The sequence below is a fragment of the Secundilactobacillus silagincola genome (genome assembly GCF_002583405.1).
Lineage (GTDB): Bacteria > Bacillota > Bacilli > Lactobacillales > Lactobacillaceae > Secundilactobacillus > Secundilactobacillus silagincola.
This window is the reverse complement of the sequence record NZ_BCMJ01000001.1, coordinates 1-23,258: the sequence shown is the minus strand read 5'-3', so window position 1 is coordinate 23,258 and position 23,258 is coordinate 1. Positions and strand designations below refer to the sequence as shown.

Genomic DNA, 23,258 nt, shown 5'->3' with positions numbered 1-23,258 from the left:
GGGCGTTTTTGTTATTTAATGCGCCTTAACAAATAATATTTATTGAGGTGATTTGGATGCAGCAAGGGAGTCGAATCGTAACGTTGGATAATGGGTTTCATTTGTTCACCCGCACAGTAGGTCGGGGGAATGTTAATCTGCTGTGTGTGCATGGTGGACCAGGTGGCACTCACGAGGAGTTTGAGGATTTCGCCGACCATCTTAAAGAGCACCATGTGAGAGTTTCCATGTATGATCAGTTGGGGTCGTTTTATTCCGACCAGCCTGACTATACACAGCCTGAGAATCGAAAATACCTGACGATTGATTATTATTTGTCAGAGTTAGAGGAGGTCAGAAAAAAGCTTGGGTTGGATCAATTTTACTTATTAGGTCATTCGTGGGGTGGCTTATTAGCACAGGAGTACGCGCTTCATTATCCGGAACACTTAAAGGGTTTGATCATTATGAGTATGATCGATAACCTAGATGAATACATAGTTAACGTGAATCGCGAACGTGAAGAAACACTGACACCAAGGCAAGTTCGATACATGAAGGAAGTTGAAACGGACAAGCGCTTTGATGATCCAAAGTACCGTGAATTAGTTGATGTTTTGAACCGGAATTTTGCTATGCGTCATCCTGAAAATGGTTTTCGTCACAACGTTGAGACAATGGCGACACCAGTTTATAACTATTTCCAAGGTGACAATGAATTTGTGATGGTCGGCAAGCTGACCGAGTGGGATCGCCGAGCGGATACACATAAGATTAAAACACCCACATTACTTACGTTTGGCGATCACGATACTATGCCGTTAGATGCAGCAGAACGGATGCACCGGGAAATGCAGAATTCACGGTTAGTTTATACACCGGATGCTGGGCATTGCCACAGCACCGACAATCCCAAAGCCTTTTTTCACACATTAGGAGAATTTCTGGATGACGTGGAAACACATAAATTTAAAGTAGTACAAGAAGCAGGGGGACATACATATGCGGAAAAATAAAGTTTTATTAGGCGGTTTAGCGTTAGCGTTATCAGTGATTTTGGCGGCTTGTTCCAGTGCAGCCGGCAAGGCCGGAGACAGCAGTGCAAGTAGCAGTACCGATAAAATTTCATTGATGCAAAATACCGACTTGGTGTCGTTGGATAATTCAAATTATGCTGACCTCACCATGTGGAACGTTTTGGAAAATAGTTTTGAAGGTTTGTACCGTCAGGATAGCAACAATAAAGTAGCGCCTGGGATCGCGGAATCGGTGGTTAAGCCAACTAACGACGGCAAAACTTACACCTTCCATCTACGACCAAACGCCAAGTGGAGTAACGGTGATGATGTCACAGCCGAAGATTTCGTTAAGTCTTGGCAACGGTCAGTATCTGACAAGTCGAAGTCCGGCTACAACTACATCTTCTCTGGTATCCAGAATGCTGATCAAATCAGTAATGGTAAGATGTCGCCTTCTGAGTTAGGTGCTAAAGCAGTGAATTCCCATACACTACAGGTTAATTTGGAGCACCCAATGCCTTACTTCAGCAAGATGATGATTTTGCCTGCCTTCTTCCCACAAGATTCAAAAGTGGTTCAGAAGTATGGCAGTAAGTACGGTACCAATTCTGACCGTGTGGTTTCCGATGGCCCCTTCAAGGTGACTGGCTGGACTGGAACCAACGATAATTGGAAGCTGTTACGCAATCCGAACTACTATGATCCAAAAGCAGTTCATCTAAAGGAAATCGACATGCAAGTGGTTAAGGATGCTAACACAGCACACAACTTGTTTGCTAAAGGGCAACTGGATGATGCCACAATCACTGGGGTTACTGCTCAAGGTATGCAAAAGGATAAGGACTTGCAACACGTTCAAAAAGCTGGTACTTATTATCTACGGTTGAACAATAAGGCTGGCAAACCGTTTAACAATCAGAAGCTCCGTCAGGCCGTTTCTTTGGCTGTTGACCGGAACCATTTGACGAAGGACGTTTTGGCGGATGGCTCAAAGCCTGCTTATACTTATGTTGCAAGAGGTTTAGCAACTGATCCAACAACGGGTAAGGATTTTGCAACTGAAATGACACCAAAGGAAACGTATAACGTTGCTAAGGCTAAAGAACTTTGGAAGCAAGGTTTACAGGAAGCTCATTTAAAGGGTACGGTTAATTTGACCCTTGTTGGCCTTGACGATACTTCAGATAAGAACGTTTCTCAGTATGTTCAGGGAACGTTGAAGCAAAACTTAGGCAACGTCAAGGTCAGCACCGAAAACTTACCTTCGAAAGCTGCTAACGGTAAGGAAACAGCTGGTTCATTTGATTTTGATCAAACGTTGTGGTTGGCTGACTTTGGGGATCCAGAAAACTTCTTCTCAATCTTGACGAAGGATAATCCGCAAAATTACGCGCACTATCAAGATCCGCAATTCAACGCAGCTATGAAGGACGCTACAACTTCCAATGCTGCTAACGAAGGGGCTTACTGGAAGGATATGAGAACCGCCCAAAGTCGTTTGAACGAAAACATGCCAGTGGTGCCTTTGTACTCAATGGTTGAAAGTCACTTGGTCAATCCTAAGTTGAAGGGCATTGAATATCACCCAGTTGGTGAGAATGATTACACGAGAGCTTACTTAGAGAAATAGAAATATAAGAAAATGGTAACTATCTGTAGCGATAGTTGCCATTTTTATGTTATTAGTAAATTTATGCAGGAAATAAACCCCTTGGACTAAAGGTTGTAAGGGATTACATTCACAAATTATACATTCATATTCTGCATATATACAGTAAGAATGCCGGAAACTAAACAATTACACGGATTTTACTAGTTTTCATAAATATTAATTGTTTAAGATTGAAGAATTTTCATATTTTCCCCATAAATTATTAACTTTACTCAGGTAAACTAAACCTATACAAAGAAGAGTGAATGCATATGATATACATTCACCCCAAGAAATGAGGGAAATCCTATGGCATCACAAGCTCACAAAATCAACGGTGTTTCACTTACTGCCATGGTTGTAACGACAGCGATTGGCTCCGGTATTTTTGCATTGAGCAGTGATCTTGCTGTCGCTGCATCCCCAGGGGCAGCGATGATATCCTGGGCGATCGTTGGGTTCGGAATTTTAATGTTAGCGTCCTGTTTAAATAATTTATTGAATAAACGTTCTGACTTAGAAGGTATTTTTTCGTATGGTAAAGCGGGTTTTGGCTCTTTCGTTGGGTTTATCAGCGGATGGGGCTACTGGATGTCAGCCTGGTTAGGCAACGTGGCGTTTGCTACTGTATTTATGAGTACGTTAGGGTACTTTTTCCCCGTCTTTCAGCGAGGTAATAGTCCCATATCGATTCTGGTAGCCAGTGTACTTGCTTGGTCACTGACACTTTTGGTTAATCATGGGATTGAAAGTGCGGCTTTGATGAACACCATCATAACGGTCTGCAAATTAATTCCCATCTTAACGTTTATCATTGTGGCGATTATTCTGTTTAATGGTCACATTTTCACGGCTCAGTTTTGGGGTAACTTCAGAGGAACCTTTACTCTTGGTGCTATTGCCCCGCAAATTCGTAGTAGTTTAATGATTATGATGTGGGTCTTTGTTGGGATTGAAGGAGCAACCGTGTTAGCTTCCCGGGCTAAAAGTCGTAAAATTGCGGGTCGGTCGACGTTAATCGGTGTGAGTTGCTTACTGCTGATTTACGTTTTGGCATCAATCCTGCCGTATGGTTATCTTTCCCGTGCAGAGTTAGTCACCATGAAACAGCCCGCTATGGTCTACATTTTTGAAGAAATGGTTGGCCAGTGGGGCGGTAGTTTTATCAGTATTGGTCTCCTGATCTCGATTCTGGGCGCCTGGCTGTCTTGGACCATGTTACCAGCCGAAACTCTAGGTATGATGGCGGAACAGGGATTATTGCCCAAGCGGTTTGCTAAAAAGAATAAGCATGGCGTGCCTACCTTGGCCCTGATGACCACCGCCTGCATGGTGCAAGGGTTCATGATTATCCTCATTTTTGCTGAGAAGGCCTATGAGTTCGCGTACAGTTTGTGTACTGCTTCAATCGTGGTGTGCTACATTATCGTGGCGGCATATCAGATCAAGTATTCTTGGCAGAACCGCAGTACCAAGGGTAACCGGCTGCAGATGTGGATCGGTATCGCTGCACTCACATTTCAGTTGGTGGGGATCACCTTGTCTGGCCTGCAGTATCTGTTTATCTGCTTAGTGGTTTATGTGCCGGGAATAATTCTCTACGCCTTAACTTTGAAAACTAATACTGGGCACTACTTGAACCGGCTGGAGTGGTCAGCATCGATTTTGATTTTCAGTGGTGCGGTGATTACCGTTGCAATGATGTTAATGGGCAGACTTTCACTGTAAGCTTAATATCTATCCACTCTGTTAATTCAGATAGTCTTTAAATAAATAAAATAAAAATAAATTGTTTGGTTAACCTAAATAATGCTTGTTTTCTAGTCCATGAATGTTATAGTTATTTCAGAGAAACAGAATTACTCGTGGCAATAGACTAGGAGGGCATTATGCTGACAGAAGACGATTTTGAAGCGGAAGAAATGAGTTATCAACGGCTGTTATTGGCTGTGGACGATGACGATGATGAGTCATCGCGTAAGGCGTTTAATTACGCCTGCACGTTGGCCCGGACGTTTGATATCACCCTGGGAATTGTGTCGGTGATGGAGACAGGTGACATGAACATTTATCAATCATTGTCACCAGACATTATTAAGTCGCGTAGAGATGATATTTATCATGATCTAAATACGTACGTGGGTAAAGCAAGAGCGTTTGGCGTAAGGGAAGTCAAACCATTGATCGGTGAAGGGAAACCGGAGCGGGTCATTTTGGAGGAAATTATTCCAGACTTCAAGCCAGATTTGGTTCTGTTGGGGTCGCATAGGCGGCGGGGTCATTTAAGAATTGGCCATGTGGCAGGTGCGATTATGAGAGAAGCAGAAGTGTCGACGATTATTGTAAAATAGAGTGCGGAAGCAAGGCGTTTAGATAGCGGAGTGTAAGTCAAGCCCCTCATAAATCCATGGGTCTGGGATTTGTGAGGGGCTTGACTTACATGCAGCTGTCTGCCTTGCTGTAGCACGTTTCAAAAACAGAGTGTGAAGGGGAGCGGTTAGAGACTGGAGCGTAAGTAACTTATGGTGGAAATCCCGAACTTGGATTTTTACCATAAGTTACTTACGTGCAAGTCTCTGCTCCCCTAAGCACGTTTCGACAATCTAAAAAAATCAAAGAAGAGACGATGACACCAGTCTATATTGGTAAGAGTTTCATCCGATTTCTTAACTGAAATACAATTTAAAATTTACTTTAGTTCAATACTTTAATCTAGCCTAAAATGGCTCCACAACTCAGATTCCGGCCATTTAACACAAAAAATACGCATTCCGACAAAATTCGTCGGAATACGTATTTTTTGTGTTAAATTCTGGAATCTACCGAGTTATGTCACACTCTCTCGCATTTCACTTAACGTTAGTATTTTCAATACGCGCCAACAGCTTCTGGTTATCATTCATTCGAGCGAAGGCTTTAGCATCATTCAACAGATCAGTGATCGTATCACTATCCTTGCCCTCAGCAATGGCGTTTTGAGCACGACGGAAACAGATGCGTGCTGAATAATAAGTGACGTGATTATTCGCGCAAATTTCATAGCCATACTGTAATAATGAATCACTGGTTTTGTAGTCTTTGACGTGGGCAAAATACTCAGCGGTATAAAAGACCATGTTCAGCGCACGCCAAATGGCTTTATTATCGGTCAACGGCAGGATGTGTAACCCTTCAAAGACCTTCTGAAAGTAAAATTCACTTTTCTGATTCTCATTATTATGTCCGTAGGCGATACCACTTCCGGTATAAGCCAGTTGAGTAAAAATCGTACTATGGCTATCATCCAAATCGTTAAGAATCAAGTTGAAGTAGTACAGGGTATCAGCAATTGGTTTTTCCAGTAACGCTGATAAATAGCCCTTCACAAAGTAATACTGCATCTGACCATGAAGTGACAGATTTTCAAAATCAACCTGATCGAGGTCATCGTTAGCACTATCGTATTCACTCGTAATCAGTTTATATTCAGCTTGATCCAGTAGCTGGTTAGCTTCTGACTGAGCTGGCGGATTAACTGGAAAAACGTCATCAAGTGTTAAATTTAAACGGGCACAGAGCTGCGTCAAGATGCGAATCGCAGGTGCCTTACCGGAATTTTCAAATTTACTTAGCGTCGCTTGCGTACAAATGCCATCACAGAGTTCAGCCTGTGATAGATCCATCGCTTTACGCGCTTTGATAAAGCGTTCAATATTCATGATTGATCATCTCATATCTAGTATTTGAATTATATTATAACAGATTATTATATGACTGTCGTTTGGTCATAAATCGAGTTTAGAAATGAAACTTTTATTGTAAACGCTAACAATTATTAAAAGGAAAGTTAAGCCGAATTTGTCCATCTGTTTTTAGTGCTTATTATTCAAAAATAAATGTATATTAGCATTAAAAATGTAGATAATATACATAAATTAGGCTTTTTTTGATAAATTCAATAAAAAATATTGCATTTTTTAAATGATGCGCCTATAGTAAGACGCATACGAAATAACAACAAAAAATTTGTGAGGTGAAACCAATGGACGTTGCGATAGTAGGCGTTACCGGCTACAGTGGCACAGTGCTTTACACGTTGCTCGCTAAGCACCCGGCAATCGACCAAATTAATTTATATGGACATCAAGATGAAGGGAAAGATGGTGAGGTCCGCTATCTCGATGAATTGATTCCGGGTTTTCATGGACAACACATCAAGATTCAAAAGTTTGATCCGCAAAAGATCATGGCGGACAATGCAGCGGTCTTCTTTGCAACTTCCGCTGGGGTTTCAAGTCAACTCGCTAGTGACTTTATCGATGCTGATTTTCCAGTCATTGATTTGTCTGGCGATTATCGTTTACCAGATCCGGCAGAGTATGAGAAGTGGTATCACAAACCAGCTGCATCAGCTGAACATTTGCAAAAAGCAACTTACAGTCTAGCTGATTTTTATCAATCGGGAACCAATTACATTGCTAACCCAGGCTGTTACGCAACCGCAACGCTCCTAGGTTTAGCTCCCATGGTTCAAAGTGATTTGATTGATCCAGATACCATCGTGGTGGATGCCAAATCAGGTACATCCGGTGCTGGCAAGAAGCTAACAGCAATCACCCACTTCACGGCGACTAACGATAACTTGCAGCTTTATGGATTGAACACCCACAAACACATTCCAGAAATCGTCGCTCAACTCAAAAAGTGGAACGGATCCGTTAACGCGATTCAGTTCAGTACCACGCTGTTACCACTCACCACTGGCTTGATGGCAAGCATCTACGCCAAAGTTAAACCGGGTGTTGATCAGGAAAAACTGATGGCGGCTTTCAACCAGGATTACGCAGATTCGAATTTTGTTCACGTCTTGGACGGAACAACACCGGATCTAAAAGAAGTCGTTGGCACAAACAACTGTGATATCGGTGTTGTCTACAATCCGATTACTCAGACCGTAATGGTGATCAGTGTTATTGATAATTTAATGAAGGGTGCCGCTGGACAGGCGGTTCAAAACTTCAATCACTTGTTTAATTTAACTGAAACGACAGGGCTGCCAACCTTACCAGCCTTTGTTTAAAACCAAAAATTGAGAATGAGAAAGAAGAACGCGTATGATAAAAACCGATGAAGTGACATTAACAAATTTCCAATGGCCCACAGGATACTATAACGATGGCATTGAGATGGGGCTTGGTGTGAGTGACAAACTAGACTTTGGCTACCTTGTTTCTGAAGTACCAGCCAGTGCTGCCGGTACATACACCACCAATAAATTTCAGGCGGCACCAACCAAACTCACCAAGAATACGATTAACCAAGATCATCAGTTGCAAGCCGTTGTTATGAATAGCGCCTGTGCTAACTCGTGTACGGGTAAGCAAGGTGAACAGAATGCTCTGACTGAACAGAAATTGATGAGCGAAAAATTAGGCATCGATTTAAACTTAGTCGGTGTGGCTTCCACGGGATTAATTGGCGCCCAATTACCAATGGATAAGGTAACGGCGGGAATTGAAAAATTAAGCCCGCATCACGATGACAACGTGACAAAGGCTGTTATGACCACTGACAAAAAGCCTAAGCAGGCCTGCGTTCAAATTAAAATGGGTGGCAAAACGGTCACTATCACCGGTTTCGCAAAAGGGTCAGGAATGATTCATCCTAAGATGGCCACGATGCTGGGCTTTGTGACAACCGATGCTGGTATCGATGGTGAACTCCTGCAACAGACCTTAAGTCAAAACGTTGACACGACGTTTAATCAAATCACTGTTGATGGCGACACTTCTACCAACGACATGGTTGTGGTCATGGCGAACGGTATGGCTGGCGCACCTAAGTTGGCCAGTACCGATGATGCTGACTTTTCAATTTTCCAAGCTGGCCTGCATTTGGTTTTGCAAGAATTAGCCAAGCAGATTGCTGCAGATGGTGAAGGTGCTACTAAGTTGGTAGAATGCAACGTTGAGGGTGCATTCAGCGACCTTGAAGGCCAAGAAGTTGCTAAGGCAATCGTCGGTTCCAACTTGGTGAAAGCCGCCATCTTTGGGCAAGACCCTAACTGGGGCCGGATCATCTCTACCATTGGGATGACCAACGCCCACGTGGATATTGAACACGTGGATATTGAAGTCAACGGTATTAAAATGGTTGAAGATAGTTTGGGTTTACCCTTTGACCAGCAGGCAGCAAGTGATAGTATGGGGGCTAACAAAGTCGTTATTGACGTTAACTTACACGTTGGTTCAGCTTCAGGCCAAGCCTGGGGTTGTGATTTAACTTATAATTACGTCAAAATCAATGCCAGTTATCATACTTAAAAGGGAGTGCGAATCGTGAATCTTATCATTGTTAAAATTGGCGGCAACGCCATTTCAAAACTGAACAGCGACTTCTTCGAGCAGTTGCGTCAATGGCGTCAAGCCGGTAAAAAAGTGTTATTGATTCACGGTGGCGGTCCGCAAATCTCTAAGTTGTCAGCGAAATTGAATATTCCCACCGTTAAGAAAAACGGTATCCGGGTTACGGATGAAGAAACTTTATCGCTAACAAAAATGGTGTTGTTAGGCAATACCCAACCCGCATTATTGATGCGGTTGGCTCACGAAGGCTTGGCTGCGATTGGTTTGAATGCTTCTGACCAGCAATTACTGACGGGAACGTATGTCGATCAAGCTAAATACGGTGCGGTAGGCAGTATTACTGGCGTAAATGAACTGGCCCTTTCTAAGATTCTGAGTGGTCAAATCGGCGTTTTAGCACCGCTTGCCCTCACTCGAGATGGCGAATGGCTGAACGTGAACGCTGATACGGCGGCTGCGGATGTTGCGCGGGTTTTAAAAGCCAGCCAGCTTTATTTGCTGACGGACGTTCCCGGCGTTTTAAAAAATGGTAAAGTCATTTCTGCGATGATTCCACAAGACCTACCACAACTAATTGAAGACAAAGTGATTACAGATGGGATGCAACCGAAACTCTCAGCAGCGGTTGAAGCTGTTCATGCCGGGGTTCACGCGGTATGCATCACGGATCAATTAACCCATCCTGGAACAACTTTAAAAATGGAGGTAACCGATTGAAATGAGTATGACACACGTATTTCCAACTTATGACCGGTTTTCGTTTGAACCGATTTCTGGCAATGGCGTCGTTATTACAGATGATCAGGGCCAAGACTACTTAGATTTCACTTCAGGTATCGGCGTTTGCAACTTTGGCTATCAAAACACTAAGATTCAAAACGCTGTGAACGTGCAACTTACCAAAATATGGCATATTTCTAACCTCTATCAAAACCATCTGCAAGAAGCCGTTGCTGAACTCTTAGTTGGCGACGAAGATAAGTTAGTCTTCTTTGCTAATTCTGGTACGGAGGCTAATGAAGCTGCCCTAAAGCTGGCTCGTAAAGCCACAGGTAAATCAAAGATACTGTCATTCAACCATTCATTTCATGGTCGGACGTATGGTTCAATGTCTATGACTGGCAATGACCACATTAAAGAAGGGTTTGCGCCATTGGTCCCAGACATTAGTTTTGCGGACTACAACGACATGAGTTCTTTGGATGCCATTACGGATGATTTGGCTGCGGTGATCCTCGAAGTGATTCAAGGTGAAGGTGGCGTCATCGTTGGTGACCAAGACTGGTTGCACGCGGTTCAGGATAAATGCCAGAAAACGAACACTTTATTCATTGTGGATGAAGTGCAGACTGGTATTGGCCGGACTGGCTACAAGTTTGCCTATCAAGGGGTTGGCTTGGATCCCGACATTGTGACTTCGGCTAAAGCCTTGGCTAACGGGTTACCCGTGGGTGCCATGATTGGTAAAGCTAAACTGGGATCAGCTTTTGGTCCAGGTACTCACGGTTCAACCTTTGCCGGCAATCCACTAACAATGGCCGCTGCACAAGCTGTTTTGACTCAGCTAACGCCAGCTTTTTTGGAAAAAGTTCAGGATAAAGCAGGGGCTGTTTGGGCTGAACTGGATCGCTTTGATGACTTAAAAGTCGTTAAATCAGTCAGTGGTCGAGGTTTGATGATTGGAATTCATTTGACCGATGATCTAGCTGTCAACGACGTTATTAAAGCGCTACACAAAAAAGGACTGCTGACACTTTCAGCAGTCGGTAACACGTTACGTTTGTTACCACCGTTAGTGATGAGTAAGAATGACTTGTTGAGTGGTCTGCATACGATTTATCAGACACTTGAAGAGAAATAAATCAAACAAAATAAGCCTGCTTTTTCAGCCATTGACGGCGAAATAGCAGGCTTATTTTATTTGGTTTGAAAAGAGTTAGTCAAAAGAAATTTTATGAATCCCGTGGCCAAAGACTTCCGCTTCGTTAAAGGTGACAGCATAAACGTTCATGTTGTCGCGCGCCTTTTGATCAAAGACTGAGAAGCTGGCGTACTTTTTGTCCATGGTGACGAACAGCTCGTTGCGACGTTCGTTTACCATCTTGGTATCAGCACCAGTGACTCTGACCGTGCTGGAATCTTCAACTGAAAGTGGTGTGGTTGTAAATGAAACGTGCGGGTTAGCCGCAATTTCCTTAACCTTATCGTCATCTTTTGCAGTTGCAATGTACACGGTGTTTTCGGATTCTTCGGGGAAATATAAAAAGTTAACGGTCCGGACATTAGGCGTGTGGCCTGCCAATGATTCGGTGGCTAAAGCCAAGTTCATGGCGTTTTCTAAAACGTAAGTGTAGGTTTCTTTGGTGGTCATAATAGTTTCCTCCTTGAAGTTTGCTTAGTCTATTATATCTCTTTTACGATAATCAGCCATCTTATAATTGACAAGATCTATTAACTCAAGTACACTGTGTTTGGAATCATATTATATGACGTATAATATTGTAGGAGGTAAACGGTATGGCCATACAAGTCAGTTCTGAATTATTAGATGGCAGTGTGCTGGCAATCTTGGCGCAGCAAGACTACTACGGTTACGCGCTGACGCAACGGGTTCAGCAAGCCATCACGGTATCTGAGTCCACTATGTACCCAGTACTGCGGCGGCTGAAGAAAAACGGTTGGCTAACGACTTATGATGAGCCATATCAGGGTCGTAACCGGCGTTATTATCAGATCACGGCGGATGGAAAAGCGCGTTTGGCAACAATTCAAAAAGAGTGGCAAGACTTTAAGTTAGGTATCGATTCAATGTTAGGGGATGAAAATAATCATGGATAAATACATCGCGGAGTTTAAAGCTTATCTCAATCAGCTGAGTGAAGATGAACTGGATGAAGTTGTGAACTTTTACGCGGAATACTTAGCGGATGGTGGGTTTGAGACATACGAAGCTGCTGTAGCTGAGCTAGGATCACCACGTCAGTTAGCGCGAAAAGTTCTGGCTGATTACTCGATTCGGTTATTGGATTCCCCTGAAGAAGAGGGTCAGACTATGAGTGGTCGAGCAGCCCATTCACGCCGTCAAGTTCGCACGATTTGGCTAATTCTGTTGGCCATTTTGTCCACACCCCTAACGATTCCCATCGCCATTGCTGTGTTGGCAACTTTGTTTGGTGTGATGGTCGGAGCTGCAGCAATTATTTTTGCCATCATCGTGACGATCGTTGCTTTAGTCGTCGCCGGAATAGTTGTACTTGGCGTTGGAATTGGTATTATCGGTCAGTCGTTTACAACCGGATTAGTGTATATCGGTGGCGGGTTAATGGTTATCGGGCTCTTCATCGCGTTGATTCCAGCATTCAACTGGTTAATTCGTGGTGCAATCCACGTGACCTTATCCTTCAGTCGTTGGTTATATGGTAAGTTAACCTCTCGCAACCAGGCAGAAAAGGAGCGTGACCAAAAATGAAAAAGACTTTCTTTACTGGACTCATCATCTTGATTGTTGGCGGTATCATGCTGGCGGTTGGTATCGGTAAGGGCGGCGTTAAGTCGGTTTACTGGGATAACGGGTTAAAGACTGACGAAAAAATCACCCAAACTCGTGAAATTAACCGGGTTGATACCGTTAAGATTGATGCCGACGTCTACGGCCCCGTTTCGGTTCACCGTGGCAACGTGGCAAAAGTGACGGTGCATGGTAATAAGAGTGATCAGATTAAAACCAGCGTCATAGGGAATGAACTGACCATTTCAAGTGGTGCTAAAACGCACGTTATGCTGGGGGACTTTAATACGAATATGGGCTCACCAAAGATTGAAGTGACGGTACCAAAGAAAACGCAGATCAAAACTATCGATAATCGTAGAGAAATGAGTTTAACCGTTGCTGATTTAGCCATTGAAAATTTTAAAAATACTAGCAATGGGGATTTAAACCTTTCAAATGTGACTATTTCGAAATCCTTGGTGTTACTGCATGAAACTTATGGTGATACCAACATGGATAATGTCACTTATAATAAAGGTTTGAACCTTAATTCTGCCGGCGATGTGACGATTCGTAACAGTCGGTTTGATCAGGCCGACAGCCGGGTTCGCTCAAGCGATGGTGATGTGATGTTGAGTCATAATCGTTGGCAGAATTTGACGGTGACTAGCGCTCAAGGGAATCTTAACCTTGAAGATCAAGACGTTAACAATATGCTGACAGCGGATTCCGGTAATGGTGATGTAACGGCTCGAATCATGCCACGAAATGGCACAGCAATTCACGCCAGCAGTTCCAATGGTGATACTGCCATTTACGGAAAGAGTCAGAATAATTACGGCAAGGCTAAATCAAATGGTCAAACCTTCCAACTGAATTCGTCGAATGGTGATGTGACGGTAACAAGGTAGATAATCAAAAAAGGGGTTTCCAGTGAATGACTGGAAACTCCTTTTTAAACAGTTCATATTAGTTTTTCGGGACGATTTTAATGTCAGTACCGTTTTCTTTAACGACCAGATAGAGCACCTTAGTATGCTCATCATCCATGTAGCCCAGATTGACCGCGGGATAACCATCGACTTTTTCAATCCCTTGGAAACGGTCAATCATGGATTGTCTCAATAGTTTCATCGTTTCGCGATGTTCTGATGCCCGCTTTACAGCAGCGGCTAAAGTGAAGCCTTCTTTAATAAAACTGTTGATCATGAAGACCCGGATGAGCATGTCATATGAATATTTTCGGTTCTGCCCATTCACTTTTTCACTCTCAATGAAGCCTTTTTGTTCCCAGTATCTCAATTGACTCTGTGATACACCGGTAGCGGCTGCCACATCACCGATACCAAGGTGCCAGTTTACTTTTTGACTAAAAGCTTTAAATGCATCGTGTTCCTCAGTGTCCAAAAAAATTCCTCTTTTCCCTATTTACTTAATGTAACGGTTTTCTTTCCTATTAGAATAGGATTCTAGTTGTTAGATTTAGTAATATATTCATCCGATTTCATAATGACTAGTATATATAATCAAATAAATTTGTCAAGATAGTTGACAAATACCTTTCAAGTTATTATAGTAGTTGTCAGTCGTTTAAAAGTAAACATAAAAAGAAAAGAAGGTTTTAATTAGTGGGTAACGCAGTCGACACAAAGGGGAAATCCTATAACAGAGGGTTATTGATCATTGTTTTATTGGTCGGTACTTTCTTTACGGTCCTCAATCAAACTATTTTATCTACAGCATTTCCGACCTTAATGAACGCGTTCAACGTTTCAACTGCGACCGTTCAGTGGTTAACTACCGGATTTATGCTGGTTAACGGGATTATGATCCCAATCAGTGCTTGGTTAAGTACACGTTTTAATACCAAGTGGTTATACATTGTTGCAATGACGATTTTCTTCGCTGGCACGTTGGTCGCTTATACGGCACCAACGTCTAACTTTGGCATTCTGTTAACAGGTCGTTTGCTTCAAGGTGTTGGTGTTGGTGTAACCATGCCACTCCTGCAAACTATTATGTTGTCAGTCTTCCCGCCAGAAAAGCGTGGGACTGCCATGGGACTTGCCGGTATCGTTATCGGTGTGGCACCTGCCATTGGTCCAACACTTTCTGGATGGGTTATTGATAGCTTCACCTGGCGTGATTTATTCGGAATGACATTACCATTCCTAGCTTTAGTTATTATTGGTAGTCTCTTCTTTATGCATCCAGTTCTGGAAACGAAAAAGGAAGGCATCGATGTGCTTTCAGTTATCCTGTCAACGATTGGGTTCGGTAGTGTTCTCTACGGCTTCTCATCAGTTGGTAACGATGGCTGGGGCAGTACAACGGTTATCGTCTCATTAATTATCGGTGTGATTTTCGTTGGCTTATTCGTTTGGCGTCAACTGAAGATGGATGATCCTTTCTTGGAAATGCGGGTTTATCGTTCAAAGCCATTCATGATTTCGGCAATCTTGAGTTCAATCTCAATGATGGCCATGGTTGGTGTTGAAATGGTCATTCCTTTGTACCTGCAAATTGTTAAAGGTATGTCAGCATTCCATTCAGGATTAACGCTGTTATTTGGTGCCGTTATGATGGCCATCATGAGTCCAATTACGGGCCGTGCCGTTGACCGTTATGGTGCTAAACGCCTGTCTATCATGGGTATGACGCTCTTAACATTAGGTTCAATTCCATTCATCTTTATTACCAAGGACACACCAACTGCCTACATCATCATTCTTTATGCGGTTCGGATGTTCGGTATTTCAATGGCTATGATGCCTGCAACTACTGTTGGTATGAACGCTTTACCAGTGAACTTGATCGGTCATGGGACTGCCGTGAACAACACGCAACGTCAAATTGCCAGTTCAGTGGGTACTGCCATCTTGATCAGTATCTTGACTAACGTTACTAATGACAATATGCCAAGTAAGCACTTGTTGAAGACTGATCCATTAGTATACAAAGATCATGCCATTAACGCTACTTTAAATGGTTATCACGCAGCCTTTATTGCTGCAGCAGTCTTCTGTCTCTTAGCTGTGATCACCGCCCTCTTCATGAAGAACCGTGGTAATGCTAGTGATTACGTTGAAAAAAATGGGGGTGAAAGCAAATGATCTTAATTTTACTTGGACTCTTTGCCGTTTTAGCTTTCGTTTTCTTCATCTATATTGAAAACAATGCTGTCAGTATTACTTTAACGATTTTGTCCCTTCTAGGGTTAGTTGTCTCCAGCGTTTATGCTGTTAAAAACTGGCAAGATCATTACGGCTTGGAACAATATACAACGACTACGACGAAGAATATCTATTCCGTCAGTCCTAACAAGCAGATGTCAATGATTCTTTACCAGCCAATTGGCTCAAAGAACAGTCATCAAGTCTACATTTACAAGAACAGTGAAAAAGCTAAGAAGCCAGTTCATACTCAGGCTAATAGCGATACAAAGAATAAGTTAACTCGGATCAATGGCACCACTCAGATGACGACCACGGTTACCCGTTGGCGTTATAAGAATAATGCTGCCAAATTCTGGTTTGCCTTCACTGGCGAAAACCACAAGTTCGTTAAGCGGACAAACAAGATCGAAGTTAACAAGAACTGGCTTGTGCTCTCAGTTGCTCAGTCTAAAGCTCTTCAAAAACAAATGAAGAACAAGACTTATCAAGCACAGCTACAGCAACAAGGTAAGGCCTTCGTGATGAAGGGGATGCAAGCTGCTATGATGAAGAACCCAACCATGTCAAAAGCTGATCAGGCTAAACTGCAAAAGCAATTGACAGGTGAGTTCCAAGCACAGGCTGTTCAAAAGTTGATCAAACAGGTTCAAAAATAATCATCTAAACTGTTTAAACGCTAATTAAAATTCAAACGGCCATTCTTTCAGTGAAGAGAATGGCCGTTTTTTTGTATACTTATTTATAGTAAGAAACCATAACTTTCTGTAGTGACGGAGCTGATGGAACGTGTTCAATCACACCCTATTTTTCAACCAAAAATTAGTCGAAAATCTTGTAAATTAGGCTTTAATTAAAGTTATTTCTGTTGTAGTATATGGCTGTATAAGATAAAGTGTTGTTTTTGCTTCTTTTTTGTTAATATCTCATTATTGAGGGGGAAATATTATGGGAAAAGGCTCAAAAAACTTATCTAAGAATAATCGTAAGTTAGCTTTAGAAAACCAATCAACGCTACTACATTATCGAATGTATAAGGCAGGAAGAATGTGGCTTTTTGCTGGGGTTGCTACATTTACATTAAGTGCTGGCTTACTTGGGCTGACATCAACTCAAGCATCAGCTAAAACGGCTGATACAACACCAACGTCACAGCAACAGCCTGTAACGGGGGATGATACTGGTAATGGTAATTCGACAACTTTAAGGACAACTGCACCTGTACCATCGGCCACAGAACAATCAACCGACAAGGCAGCTACGCCAACTTCAGATACAACGCAACCGACCGACAAGGCAGCCATGCCAGCTCCAGATACAACGCAACCAGCTGACAAGGCAGCTACGCCAGCTCCAGATACAACGCAACCGGCTGACAAGACAGCTACGCCAGCTTCAGATGCAACACAACCAGCTGATAAAACAGCTACGCCAGCTTTGAATACAACGCAACCAGCTAAAAAGGCGACTAATCCAGCAGCGAATATAGCGCAACCAGCTGACAAGGCAGTTACGCCAGCAGCACCTGTTGCACAGGAACAATCGCAAGCGTCTGTAAAGCCGGACAATGGCAGCTCAACTGATGCTCAATTTAAGACACTTGTTGATGCAACGTCAATTGATCCACAAAGCGACGATTCAAGTACTCCTGATACTACTGCTAAAGCACCTACTAACACTGTTACATTACCAGGCGGTGGTAGCTTTACCACTAACTCAGATGGCACGTTTACCTTTGTTGATCCAAATGGTAACAAGTACAACATTAAGTCAAGCCAGGCTACTACAGACCAAACTGGGCAACCTACTGTAACTGATAAAGATACTAATGGCGATGGTATTGCAGATACCTGGAATATTATTAATACTGTTCCAAGTAATACCGACGATACAACTGGGCCTGCAAAAGCTGATACTACATTACCAGATGATAAAACTGGTCCTGCAAGCGCTGATATTACATTACCAGCTGGTAAGGATGGCAAGACTCATATAATTACTTTTAACAGGAATCCTGACAATACTGAAACTCTTAAGACCGATGATGGTGAAATAACCGTTAAAACTGGTGACACGGGTTCCTTATCAAATGGTGGAGCTTACACTGTTCTTCCTGATGGTTCATTAAGTATCACTAACCCAGATGGCAGTAACATAGTTGTTAATCCATATAACAACTCAAATGATACGAAGAATACTGCTGGCTCTACTACCAACATCACTAACATTACTAACATCACTAACAATGCTGACCCTACCGACAATGGTAATGCTAATGCTAAAGACACTGATGGCGATGGTCTCCCAGACAGTTTTGAAACTATCCTAGATACTAACTCAGGCAGTAAAGATACCGATGGTGACGGTGATACTGATCTGCAAGAAATTTTGAATGGCACGAACCCTAAGGATCCTAACTCAAACTTGAAGTCATTGGAGAATGGCGGTAAGGATGCTTCTACTGGTACGTCAACCACCACGACTATCACAACCATTAACAATCTTCCAGGTCAAAATGGGGATGTTAAAGCTACCAAGAATTCTGATGGCTCAGTAACCCTCGTATTCCCAGATGGTTCAAAGCAAACAGTTAAACCTGGCGATTCGACCACACCTGATGCAAATGGTGGTTACTTCAAGGTAAACTCAGACGGAACGATTACCTTTAATAATGGTAAGGGCAACACCTACACGATTGACCCTAACAAGGGAACGACTACCAACCCAATTACCGTTAATGTTCCAGGGCAAGGTGGCGGCGCTCAAGCCACTAAGAATCCTGATGGTTCGATTATCTTCACGTTCCCAGATGGCTCAACTCAAACTGTTCAACCAGGTGCCTCAACCAAGCCTGATGTAAATGGTGGTGTCTTCACTGTAAATCCAAATGGCACTATTACCGTTAATGATGGTAAGGGTGGCAGTTACACCTTCTATCCAGACGGTAGTCAAGGGACACCAACTCAACCAGATAGTAAAGATACGGTCGTCATCCTTCCTGGTAAGGATGGAATAATGTCCACTGTGACTGTTGAAAAGACGCCAAGCGGCGCTGTTATTCTTCACATGCCAAATGGTTCTACTAAGGTGGTTCAACCAGGTGACACTGGTACATTACCAGATGGTACTAGGTACGTTATTAACAAGGATGGTTCAATTACATTCACCACGCCAGATGGTAAGACTGATACTGTAAATCCTGATAATGGTACGACGCACACAACGTCTACCACAAACACGACTACGACCACAAATAATGACGGTGGTGATAGCGAAACTAATAGTAATAACACGACAACATACAATTACTACTACTACGGTTCAGAGGGCCCATCATCGGCAACTGTCACTGTACCAGGTGACACCGATGGCAAGAATTCAACGGTTACTTACACTAAGAATCCAGATGGGACATTATCAATAACGGTCGATGACAAGACTACTCCGGTTAAGACCGGTGATAAGGGTACTTTACCAAATGGCGATGCCTACACCGTTCTTCCCGATGGCTCATTGAGCATCACTGCGCCTGACAATAAGACCTTTGTGATTAACCCTGGTAACGCTAATGGTGAATCAACCAGTGGTGGGACCACAAACTACACGACCATCAACAACTACTACGGTAAAGATGGCTCCGCAAGCACGATTATCACCTTACCAGCTGGTAAAGATGGCACTACGCCAACTATCACCTACACTAAGAATCCAGATGGCACATACACGATTGTATTACCAGATGGTTCAAAGGATGTTAAAACAGGAGACACTGGTGCCTTGCCAAACGGTGGGACATACACGGTCAACAAAGATGGCTCATTGACGATTACTAACCCAGATGGTTCCAAGACAACTGTTAACCCAGTTGATGGTGCAACGTCATCTAACGGTCTAGTTATCAATAACAATATCAATAACTACTATGGTAAAGATGGTGCAACGAGCACGACCATTACCTTACCTGGTAAAGATGGTGCAACTACAACGTTTACCTACACGAAGAACCCAGATGGCACATACACGATTGATTCTTCAGACGGTTCGAAGGATGTTAAACCTAGTGATACTGGTAAATTACCAAACGGCAGTTCATACGTTGTTAACAAAGATGGTTCATTGACAATCACCAATCCTGATGGTTCTCAATTTACTGTCAACCCTGCTAACAGTTCATCCACTACCAACGACGGTGCTACTGACAACACCACTAACATTACTAACAACTACTATGGCACAAATGGGCCATCGACGGCTACCATCACATTGCCAGCAGGCAGTGATGGGAACACTTCAACGATCACTTACACCAAGAACCCAGACGGCACCTACACCATTGTCTTACCAGATGGTTCGAAGGATGTTCAGCCAGGTGATAGTGGTAAATTACCAAACGGCAGTTCATATGTTGTTAACAAAGATGGTTCGTTGACAATTACCAATCCAGATGGTTCCAAGACAACTGTCAACCCAGGTAATGATTCAACGACTAATAATGGCGGTACGACTAACAACTACAACTACTACTATGGTTCAAATGGTTCGTCGACAGCTACCATCACATTGCCAGCAGGCAGTGATGGGAACACTTCAACGATCACTTACACCAAGAACCCAGATGGCACCTACACCATTGTCTTACCAGATGGTTCGAAGGATGTTCAACCAGGTGATAGTGGTAAGTTACCAAACGGTGGTTCATACGTTGTTAACAAAGATGGTTCGTTGACAATTACCAATCCAGATGGTTCCAAGACAACTGTCAATCCTGGTAATGGTTCCACGACTAACAACTATAACACCAACAACTACTATGGTGGCAGCACGACGGTTACCTTACCTGGTAAAGATGGCGGTGCAACGACCAATATCACCTACACCAAGAACCCAGATGGTACTTACACCATTGTCTTACCAGATGGCTCCAAGGATGTTCAACCAGGTGATACTGGTAAGTTACCAAGCGGTGGTTCGTACACTGTCAACAAGGACGGCTCATTGACAATCACCAATCCAGATGGTTCTACGTTTACGGTTAACCCAGGTGGGAGTTCATCAACAACTAATAATGGCGGTACGACCAACAACTACTACTATGGTTCAAATGGTCCATCCACGGCTACTATCACATTGCCAGCAGGTAGTGATGGTAAGAATTCAACAATCACATACACTAAGAACCCAGATGGCACATACACCATTGTCTTACCAGACGGCTCCAAGAATGTTCAACCAGGTGATAGTGGTAAGTTACCAAACGGTGGTTCATACGTTGTAAATAAAGATGGTTCGTTAACAATTACCAATCCAGATGGTTCTGAGACAACTGTCAACCCAGGTAATGATTCAACGACTAATAATGGTGGTACGACTAACATCTACAACTACTATGGTTCAAATGGTCCATCCATGGCTACCATCACATTGCCAGCTGGCAGTGATGGCAAGACCTCAACGATCACTTACACCAAGAACCCAGATGGTACTTACACAATCGTATTACCAGACGGTTCGGAGGATGTTCAACCAGGTGACACTGGTAAATTGCCAAATGGTGGCTCATATGTTGTGAACAAAGATGGTTCGTTGACAATTACCAACCCTGATGGTTCCAAGACAACTGTCAACCCTGGTAATGGTTCAACTATTAACAACAACTACTATGGTGGCAGCACTACGGTTACCTTACCTGGCAAAGATGGCGATGCAACTACCAATATCACCTACACGAAGAATCCAGATGGCACTTACACCATTGTCTTACCAGACGGCTCCAAGGATGTTCAACCAGGCGACACTGGTAAGTTACCAAATGGCAGTTCATACACGGTTAACAAAGATGGTTCGTTGACAATTACTAACCCAGATGGATCTAAGTTCACAGTTAACCCAGGTGGTAGTACTTCAATCACTAACAATGGTGGTACGACCAATAACTATACGACTAACAACTATGGCTTAAATGGTTCAACGGGAGCAACAATCACTATCCTAGGTGGTAGTGATGGCTCAATGGCTACGACAATCACCTACACCAAGAATCCTGATGGTTCGTATACTTTGACGACGCCAAATGGTTCAACGACTGTAACACCAGGGAACACTGGTACTTTGCCAAATGGTGATACCTACACTGTTCTTCCTGATGGCTCGTTAAGTATCACTACGCCTGATAAGAAGACATTTGTGGTTAACCCAGGTACTCCAAGTGATAATAAGGGTGGTAACAATTACTACACGACTAACACCTACTACTATGGTTTAGGTGGGGAAACGACACCTATAACTATCCCAGGTGGTAATGATGGTAAGAATACAACAACGGTGACCTACATTAACAATGGCGATGGCACGTACACGTTGACGACGCCAAATGGTTCAACTACTGTTAAGCCAAGTCAGACTGGTACTTTACCAAATGGTGATACCTACGTTATTAACTCGGATGGTTCGTTGAATATTACTAATCCTAACGATCCTAATGGCGGTACGACTGTTGTTAACCCTGGTGGTCAAACAACTGAGAACGGTGATAAAGGTGACGTTACGGTTAATGTAACAGTTAATGAAAATGGTACTCCTGCAACTTCCGTAAGCGTTCCGAATGGTAACTACACTATCAATGAGAACGGTAATGGCACTTATAACATTACTGGTCCAGACGGTCAAACAACTGAGAACCTTAAAACTGGTTCCGAGGGTACTTTATCTGGCAAAGGTGGCAGCTACGAAATTGACAATAATAAGATTGTTATTACTGAACCAAATGGCTCAAAGTTGACTATCAATGTTGTTAATAACGACAAGACCACTACACCTACTGGTAGCGATACCACAGACAAGACCACTACGCCTACTGGTAGCGATACCACAGACAAGACCACTACGCCTACTGGTAGCGATACCACAGACAAGACCACTACGCCTACTGGTAGCGACACTACAGACAAGACCATTACGCCTACTGGTAGCGACACTACTGATAAGACCACGACACCTACTGGTGGTGACACTACCGACAAGAACACAACCACAACCACAACCACAACTCCGCAAGATGGTACTGCAACTAACGGTGCCAACAATGGTACAGACAATAACAGTGAACAGGGCGGTGCTGTAGCTGGTGACGCTAATGGTACTAGCAATAGTACATCTCAAGGTGGTGCTGTAGCTGGCGGTAACGCTGGTACGTCTGCAACTACGAATGCTGAAGGTGGTACAGCTACTGAAGGTACATTTACAGCTACGAATACCGAAAATGGCACAGCTACTAATGGTCAAAATAATAGTTCAGCAACAGATAAAAGTCAGTTGCCACAGACTAGTGAAAATCAAGCTCAAGGTGTGGCAGCACTTGGATTTATAGGTTTAATCGCTGCACTGTCTAGTCTAGCCGCAGCAAAGAAGCGTCGTGAAGATCTTTAATAATTAGGTTACGTTATTTTCGTTTAAATCTCCTTCTCATGATTTATACGTTAAAGTCTCACATACGTAGCGTGCGAAAATCCCGGTTCTACAATATCTGTTGTTGGTAATAGATTATATCTATTACTGACAACAGATTTTTTGTACACTATTAAATAAAAAACGGGCATTCCCGCC

At 43.1% G+C, this 23,258-nt stretch carries 17 protein-coding genes; 14 read left to right on the top strand and 3 right to left on the bottom strand.

The annotated features are described in order from the left end of the window. Nucleotides 1–56: 56 nt before the first annotated feature. The 4 genes from CES82_RS00085 (at nucleotide 57) to CES82_RS00070 (ending at nucleotide 5,000) form a co-directional block, all read left to right on the top strand. Nucleotides 57–995, top strand: a complete 939-nt coding sequence (locus CES82_RS00085; RefSeq protein ID WP_098823288.1) for a proline iminopeptidase-family hydrolase — start codon at nucleotides 57–59, stop codon at nucleotides 993–995. Then, nucleotides 982–2,628 (top strand): peptide ABC transporter substrate-binding protein, encoded by a 1,647-nt coding sequence (locus tag CES82_RS00080; protein ID WP_098823287.1) that lies wholly within the window; start codon nucleotides 982–984, stop codon nucleotides 2,626–2,628. The genes CES82_RS00085 and CES82_RS00080 overlap by 14 nt, the downstream gene beginning before the upstream one ends. A 330-nt stretch (nucleotides 2,629–2,958) precedes the next feature. After that, nucleotides 2,959–4,377 (top strand): arginine-ornithine antiporter, encoded by a 1,419-nt coding sequence (gene arcD / locus CES82_RS00075; protein ID WP_098823286.1) that lies wholly within the window; start codon nucleotides 2,959–2,961, stop codon nucleotides 4,375–4,377. Between the two features lie 161 nt (nucleotides 4,378–4,538). Further along, nucleotides 4,539–5,000 carry a universal stress protein gene (locus CES82_RS00070; protein WP_098823285.1) on the top strand — a complete coding sequence of 154 codons (462 nt, stop codon included), beginning with the start codon at nucleotides 4,539–4,541 and terminating at the stop codon, nucleotides 4,998–5,000. 498 nt (nucleotides 5,001–5,498) lie between these two features. Here the strand turns inward: CES82_RS00070 and CES82_RS00065 are convergent, their stop codons facing one another. Beyond that, the gene (locus CES82_RS00065; protein WP_180245608.1) at nucleotides 5,499–6,347 is read right to left on the bottom strand and encodes a helix-turn-helix domain-containing protein; all 849 of its coding nucleotides are present in this window, start codon (nucleotides 6,345–6,347) and stop codon (nucleotides 5,499–5,501) included. 323 nt (nucleotides 6,348–6,670) lie between these two features. On the opposite strand from CES82_RS00065, the gene argC reads away from it, so the two are divergent. The 4 genes from argC to argD are packed head-to-tail and all read left to right on the top strand — an operon-like array spanning nucleotide 6,671 to nucleotide 10,854. Continuing rightward, complete coding sequence (argC, locus tag CES82_RS00060) at nucleotides 6,671–7,708, top strand: N-acetyl-gamma-glutamyl-phosphate reductase (protein WP_098823284.1); 1,038 nt, start codon at nucleotides 6,671–6,673, stop codon at nucleotides 7,706–7,708. A 34-nt stretch (nucleotides 7,709–7,742) separates the two neighbouring features. After that, on the top strand, nucleotides 7,743–8,951 hold the full coding sequence (gene argJ, locus CES82_RS00055) for a bifunctional glutamate N-acetyltransferase/amino-acid acetyltransferase ArgJ (protein ID WP_098823283.1): 1,209 nt from the start codon (nucleotides 7,743–7,745) through the stop codon (nucleotides 8,949–8,951). A gap of 12 nt (nucleotides 8,952–8,963) precedes the next feature. Beyond that, nucleotides 8,964–9,710 (top strand): acetylglutamate kinase, encoded by a 747-nt coding sequence (gene argB, locus CES82_RS00050; RefSeq protein ID WP_098823606.1) that lies wholly within the window; start codon nucleotides 8,964–8,966, stop codon nucleotides 9,708–9,710. Nucleotide 9,711: 1 nt separating this feature from the next. Further along, on the top strand, nucleotides 9,712–10,854 hold the full coding sequence (argD, locus tag CES82_RS00045) for an acetylornithine transaminase (protein WP_098823282.1): 1,143 nt from the start codon (nucleotides 9,712–9,714) through the stop codon (nucleotides 10,852–10,854). A gap of 75 nt (nucleotides 10,855–10,929) precedes the next feature. On the opposite strand, the gene CES82_RS00040 is transcribed toward argD, so the two are convergent. Beyond that, nucleotides 10,930–11,364 carry a pyridoxamine 5'-phosphate oxidase family protein gene (locus CES82_RS00040; RefSeq protein ID WP_098823281.1) on the bottom strand — a complete coding sequence of 145 codons (435 nt, stop codon included), beginning with the start codon at nucleotides 11,362–11,364 and terminating at the stop codon, nucleotides 10,930–10,932. Nucleotides 11,365–11,510: 146 nt separating this feature from the next. Here CES82_RS00040 and CES82_RS00035 point away from each other — a divergent pair, with 146 nt between their 5' ends. Genes CES82_RS00035 through CES82_RS00025 form a run of 3 tightly spaced genes read left to right on the top strand, consistent with a single transcriptional unit; the run spans nucleotide 11,511 to nucleotide 13,394 of the window. Beyond that, a complete protein-coding gene (locus CES82_RS00035; protein WP_098823280.1) occupies nucleotides 11,511–11,831 on the top strand; it encodes a PadR family transcriptional regulator in 321 nt (106 codons plus the stop codon). After that, complete coding sequence (locus CES82_RS00030; RefSeq protein ID WP_098823279.1) at nucleotides 11,824–12,462, top strand: DUF1700 domain-containing protein; 639 nt, start codon at nucleotides 11,824–11,826, stop codon at nucleotides 12,460–12,462. The genes CES82_RS00035 and CES82_RS00030 overlap by 8 nt, the downstream gene beginning before the upstream one ends. Further along, complete coding sequence (locus CES82_RS00025) at nucleotides 12,459–13,394, top strand: DUF4097 family beta strand repeat-containing protein (protein WP_098823278.1); 936 nt, start codon at nucleotides 12,459–12,461, stop codon at nucleotides 13,392–13,394. Before CES82_RS00030 ends, CES82_RS00025 begins: the two co-directional genes overlap by 4 nt. 58 nt (nucleotides 13,395–13,452) lie before the next feature. Here the strand turns inward: CES82_RS00025 and CES82_RS00020 are convergent, their stop codons facing one another. Then, complete coding sequence (locus CES82_RS00020) at nucleotides 13,453–13,890, bottom strand: MerR family transcriptional regulator (RefSeq protein WP_098823277.1); 438 nt, start codon at nucleotides 13,888–13,890, stop codon at nucleotides 13,453–13,455. 221 nt (nucleotides 13,891–14,111) lie between these two features. Between CES82_RS00020 and CES82_RS00015 the strand changes: the two genes are divergently transcribed. From CES82_RS00015 to CES82_RS00005, 3 genes are all read left to right on the top strand, one after another. Next, on the top strand, nucleotides 14,112–15,596 hold the full coding sequence (locus CES82_RS00015) for an MDR family MFS transporter (RefSeq protein ID WP_098823276.1): 1,485 nt from the start codon (nucleotides 14,112–14,114) through the stop codon (nucleotides 15,594–15,596). Then, nucleotides 15,593–16,315, top strand: coding sequence for a DUF4811 domain-containing protein (locus CES82_RS00010; RefSeq protein WP_098823275.1), 723 nt, complete (start codon nucleotides 15,593–15,595; stop codon nucleotides 16,313–16,315). Before CES82_RS00015 ends, CES82_RS00010 begins: the two co-directional genes overlap by 4 nt. 289 nt (nucleotides 16,316–16,604) lie before the next feature. Next, a complete protein-coding gene (locus tag CES82_RS00005) occupies nucleotides 16,605–23,081 on the top strand; it encodes a KxYKxGKxW signal peptide domain-containing protein (protein ID WP_098823274.1) in 6,477 nt (2,158 codons plus the stop codon). Nucleotides 23,082–23,258: the final 177 nt, after the last annotated feature.

Excerpts from the sequence above, each read along its gene's own strand:
- CES82_RS00085 (WP_098823288.1), top strand. The coding sequence starts at position 57 with ATGCAGCAAGGGAGTCGAATCGTAACGTTGGATAATGGGTTTCATTTG.
- CES82_RS00080 (WP_098823287.1), top strand. The coding sequence starts at position 982 with ATGCGGAAAAATAAAGTTTTATTAGGCGGTTTAGCGTTAGCGTTATCA.
- arcD (WP_098823286.1), top strand. The coding sequence starts at position 2,959 with ATGGCATCACAAGCTCACAAAATCAACGGTGTTTCACTTACTGCCATG.
- CES82_RS00070 (WP_098823285.1), top strand. The coding sequence starts at position 4,539 with ATGCTGACAGAAGACGATTTTGAAGCGGAAGAAATGAGTTATCAACGG.
- CES82_RS00065 (WP_180245608.1), bottom strand. The coding sequence starts at position 6,347 with ATGAATATTGAACGCTTTATCAAAGCGCGTAAAGCGATGGATCTATCA.
- argC (WP_098823284.1), top strand. The coding sequence starts at position 6,671 with ATGGACGTTGCGATAGTAGGCGTTACCGGCTACAGTGGCACAGTGCTT.
- argJ (WP_098823283.1), top strand. The coding sequence starts at position 7,743 with ATGATAAAAACCGATGAAGTGACATTAACAAATTTCCAATGGCCCACA.
- argD (WP_098823282.1), top strand. The coding sequence starts at position 9,712 with ATGAGTATGACACACGTATTTCCAACTTATGACCGGTTTTCGTTTGAA.
- CES82_RS00040 (WP_098823281.1), bottom strand. The coding sequence starts at position 11,364 with ATGACCACCAAAGAAACCTACACTTACGTTTTAGAAAACGCCATGAAC.
- CES82_RS00035 (WP_098823280.1), top strand. The coding sequence starts at position 11,511 with ATGGCCATACAAGTCAGTTCTGAATTATTAGATGGCAGTGTGCTGGCA.
- CES82_RS00030 (WP_098823279.1), top strand. The coding sequence starts at position 11,824 with ATGGATAAATACATCGCGGAGTTTAAAGCTTATCTCAATCAGCTGAGT.
- CES82_RS00025 (WP_098823278.1), top strand. The coding sequence starts at position 12,459 with ATGAAAAAGACTTTCTTTACTGGACTCATCATCTTGATTGTTGGCGGT.
- CES82_RS00010 (WP_098823275.1), top strand. The coding sequence starts at position 15,593 with ATGATCTTAATTTTACTTGGACTCTTTGCCGTTTTAGCTTTCGTTTTC.
- CES82_RS00005 (WP_098823274.1), top strand. The coding sequence starts at position 16,605 with ATGGGAAAAGGCTCAAAAAACTTATCTAAGAATAATCGTAAGTTAGCT.